At 72.1% G+C, this 2,195-nt stretch carries 3 protein-coding genes; 2 read left to right on the top strand and 1 reads right to left on the bottom strand.

Going from position 1 to position 2,195, the window contains the following annotated elements; all coding sequences use genetic code 11:
- Both VOI19_RS18405 and VOI19_RS18400 read left to right on the top strand, forming a co-directional pair.
- The coding region (locus VOI19_RS18405) for a glutamate ligase domain-containing protein (RefSeq protein ID WP_323794394.1) at window positions 1-718 on the top strand (718 nt) is incomplete at its 5' end.
- Window positions 719-751: 33 nt separating this feature from the next.
- Window positions 752-1,117, top strand: coding sequence for a cupin domain-containing protein (locus tag VOI19_RS18400; RefSeq protein ID WP_323794393.1), 366 nt, complete (start codon window positions 752-754; stop codon window positions 1,115-1,117).
- 35 nt (window positions 1,118-1,152) lie between these two features.
- On the opposite strand, the gene VOI19_RS18395 is transcribed toward VOI19_RS18400, so the two are convergent.
- Window positions 1,153-2,195, bottom strand: a 1,043-nt coding sequence (locus VOI19_RS18395; RefSeq protein WP_323794392.1) for an AMP-binding protein, incomplete at its 5' end; no start/stop codon positions are given.

The raw sequence follows: 2,195 nt of genomic DNA, 5'->3' as shown, positions 1-2,195 counted from the left end.
GCAGCTCGCCTGGACCCACCTGCTGCCCGCGACCTTCGGCGGTCGGGCCCGGATGAACGTGCAGAACTCCCTCGCCGCGGCGGCCGCCGCCTTCGCCGCCGGGGCCCCGCTGCACGACATCCGGCAGGGTCTGCGCACCTTCTCGACGAGCTACTACCTCTCCCCCGGCCGCCTCAACGAGGTCGAGGTCAACGGGGTCAACGTGATCGTCGACTACTGCCACAACGCCCCGGGCATGCGCGCCCTCGGCGACTTCGTCGACCGAGTCGGCGACAGCCTCGAGTCGGCCCACGACCTCGCCCGGCCCTCGCGCATCGGCGTCATCGCGACCGCCGGTGACCGCCGCGACCAGGACATGCGCGACCTCGGCGAGATCGCCGCTCAGCACTTCGACGTCCTCGTCGTGCGCGAGGACGTCGCGCTGCGCGGACGCGAGCGCGGCGAGGTCTCTGCCCTGGTGATCGAGGGGGTCCGCAGCGCGATGGCCGCCGGAGCACGCTGCAAGCAGGTCGAGGAGGTGCTCGACGAGATCTCCGCGGTCACGCACGCGATGTCGCGCGCCAACCGTGGCGACCTGATGGTCATCTGCGTCGACGAGCACGCCGCGGTGATGAGCGAGCTCGAGACCTGGTCCTCGCAGGCCCAGGCCGGCTCGGGTGCCTCGCCGGACGCGCCTGCCGCCGACCCCGACTACGCGCCGGCCCCCAGCGAGGCCTGACGTGACGGGTGCGGCGAGCGCACAGGTCGCTGCGTGAGGATCCATCGGCTGGACGACGTCCCGCGGCGTCGGATCGAGGCGCACGACAGCATCGGTTTCGACCTCGGGGCCCTCGGGGTCACGGCCGACGCCGCGCTCGTCGTCGTCCGCGTCGCCGCGGGCGGTCGGATCGGACGCCACCCCGCGGCCGGCCGCCAGCTCCTGGTGCTGCTGACCGGCGACGCGCGGGTGGCCGGGTACGACGGCATGCCGGTCGACCTGGCACCCGGTGAGGCAGCGGAGTGGGAGCCCGGCGAGGCGCACGAGACGCGCACGGTCGGCGGGCTCACCGCCCTGGTGATCGAGGGCGACGTCGATCTCGCCGCTCCCGGCCATCACGTCGACCCGGGCGACGTCTGAGCGACGACTGAGCGACGACCCAGGCGCCACGCGGCTCAGGTGTCGAGCTCTCCGTCGGCGTACTGCTGCCGGATGACCTTCTTGTCGAACTTGCCGACGCTGGTGCGTGGCACGGCATCGACGAAGGCGAAGCGCTCCGGCAGCTGCCACTTGGCGAAGTCGGTCGAGAGGAAGTCGCGCAGCTCGTCGGTCGTGACCGTGGCTCCCTCGCGGAGCACGACCGTGGCCAGGGGACGCTCGTCCCACTTCGCGTCGGGCACCCCGATCACGGCCGCCTCGAGCACGGCCTCGTGAGCCATCAGCCTGTTCTCGAGGTCGACCGAGGAGATCCACTCCCCGCCGGACTTGATGACGTCCTTGGCCCGGTCGGACAGGAGGATGTAGCCGAGCGGGTCGATGCTGCCCACGTCGCCGGTGCGCAGCCAGCCGTCGTGGAACTTCTCGATCGCCGAGTCGTCGTCGGGGCGGTAGTAGGCGCCGGTGACCCAGGGGCCCCGCACCTCGAGCTCGCCGACGGCCGCGCCGTCGTGGGCCATCGGGACACCGGCGTCGTCGACGATGCGACCCTCGACACCGCAGAGCAGCCGGCCCTGAGTTCCGCGGTAGCGCCACACCTCCTCACCCTCGGCGCCGACGGGTGGGATCCCTGCCGAGGCGACCGGCGAGGTCTCGGTCATCCCCCAGGCCTGGCGGATCTCGAGCCCGTGGCGCTCTTGCAGCGAGCGTTGCAGGGACACCGGAACCGCGGAACCGCCGCACAGGATCAGGCGCAGCGAGTCGAGCCGCACGTCGCCGTGGCTGTCGAGGTAGCCCAGGACGTCGTTCCACACGGTCGGGACCGCCCCGGAGACCGTGGGCCGGCTCTCGTCGATGAACCGCACGAGCGGCTCGGCCTGGAGCCAGCGGTCGGGCATGCAGAGCGAAGCACCGCTCATCAGCGCCGAGTACGGCAGTCCCCACGAGTTGGCGTGGAACATCGGGACGATCGGCAGCACCCGGTCGTGGAGCGACAACCCGGCCGCGTTGCCGGTGTTGACGGCCATCGAGTGCAGCCAGGCCGAGCGGAGATCGGAAGAGC

The organism is Nocardioides sp. (assembly GCF_034670285.1).
Lineage (GTDB): Bacteria > Actinomycetota > Actinomycetes > Propionibacteriales > Nocardioidaceae > Nocardioides.
This window is presented reverse-complemented; position numbering and strand designations above follow the sequence as displayed.